Origin of the sequence: Klebsiella sp. SWET4 (assembly GCF_024296565.1) — a bacterium.
GTDB classification, from domain to species: Bacteria; Pseudomonadota; Gammaproteobacteria; order Enterobacterales; family Enterobacteriaceae; genus Klebsiella; species Klebsiella variicola.
This window is the reverse complement of record NZ_JANCOB010000075.1, coordinates 1-1020: the sequence shown is the minus strand read 5'-3', so window position 1 is coordinate 1020 and position 1020 is coordinate 1. Positions and strand designations below refer to the sequence as shown.

2 protein-coding genes are annotated in these 1020 nt (G+C 65.5%); both read left to right on the top strand.

Annotation, left to right across the window (positions count from 1 at the left end):
• A partial coding sequence (locus NKJ21_RS27625; protein ID WP_254733493.1) for a hypothetical protein occupies window positions 1-189 on the top strand: 189 nt, incomplete at its 5' end.
• An 80-nt stretch (window positions 190-269) separates the two neighbouring features.
• A partial coding sequence (locus NKJ21_RS27620) for a multicopper oxidase domain-containing protein (RefSeq protein WP_302931857.1) occupies window positions 270-1020 on the top strand: 751 nt, incomplete at its 3' end.

Genomic DNA, 1020 nt, shown 5'->3' with positions numbered 1-1020 from the left:
CAACAATCCGACGCGCTGGGATCGGTTCAAGGCACGGGTCGGGGCGGCGTTGATCGGCTGGCTGCAGGATCGCATCGAGCGGCGCCTTGCGGGAATCGCGGCATGACGGCAAAGGCGATCACCATCGCGATCCTGGCGATGGGCGGTGAGGGCGGCGGCGTGCTGGCCGACTGGCTGGTCGATCCCTGACTTTTTTCGCCCGCCGGCGAGGGGGGCGACGGTTTGGCGCGTAGCCACCTATAGATCGCGTCGCGGCCGTCCCTCACGGCCTGCCGCCGGCGCGTCATCGTCAAAGGGCTGTCATACTTCGATCCAGCGCGGCTTTAGATCGCCGTCGTTTTCTCCAATCGCTCGCCGTCCTCGGCGGCGGCGCCACCCTGGCGAGCCTGCTGCCGTCCTGGGCGCGCGCGGCGGGCGATCCCGGCCGCGCGCCGGCCGCCCTTTCGGGCGAGGACATCAAGCTGACCATCGGCCACACGCCGATCACGGTCGACGGCAAGGCCGGCCACGCCGTGACGATCAACGGCACGGTTCCTGGCCCGCTGATCCGGCTGAAGGAAGGCCAGCATGTCCGCCTGTCGGTGACCAACACGCTCGACGAGGACACCTCGATCCACTGGCACGGCCTGCTCGTGCCCTTCCAGATGGACGGCGTGCCAGGTGTCAGCTTTCCAGGCATTCCGCCGGGCGAGACCTTCGTTTACGAGTTCCCGGTCAAACAGTCGGGCACTTACTGGTACCACAGCCATTCAGGCCTGCAGGAAGCGGAGGGTCACTACGGCCCGCTCGTTATCGAGCCAGCTGGACCTGATCCGATCAGCTACGACCGGGAGCATGTGATCGTGCTTTCCGACTTCAGCTTCATGCACCCCCACCTGATCTTCAAGCGCATGAAGCAACAGGCCGGCGTCTTCAACTACCAGAAACAGACGCTTTCTAGCCTATTGGCCGGCAAGGACCAGACGCTCCAAGAGCGGATGGACTGGGCCAAGATGCGGATGGACCCCACCGACATTTCCG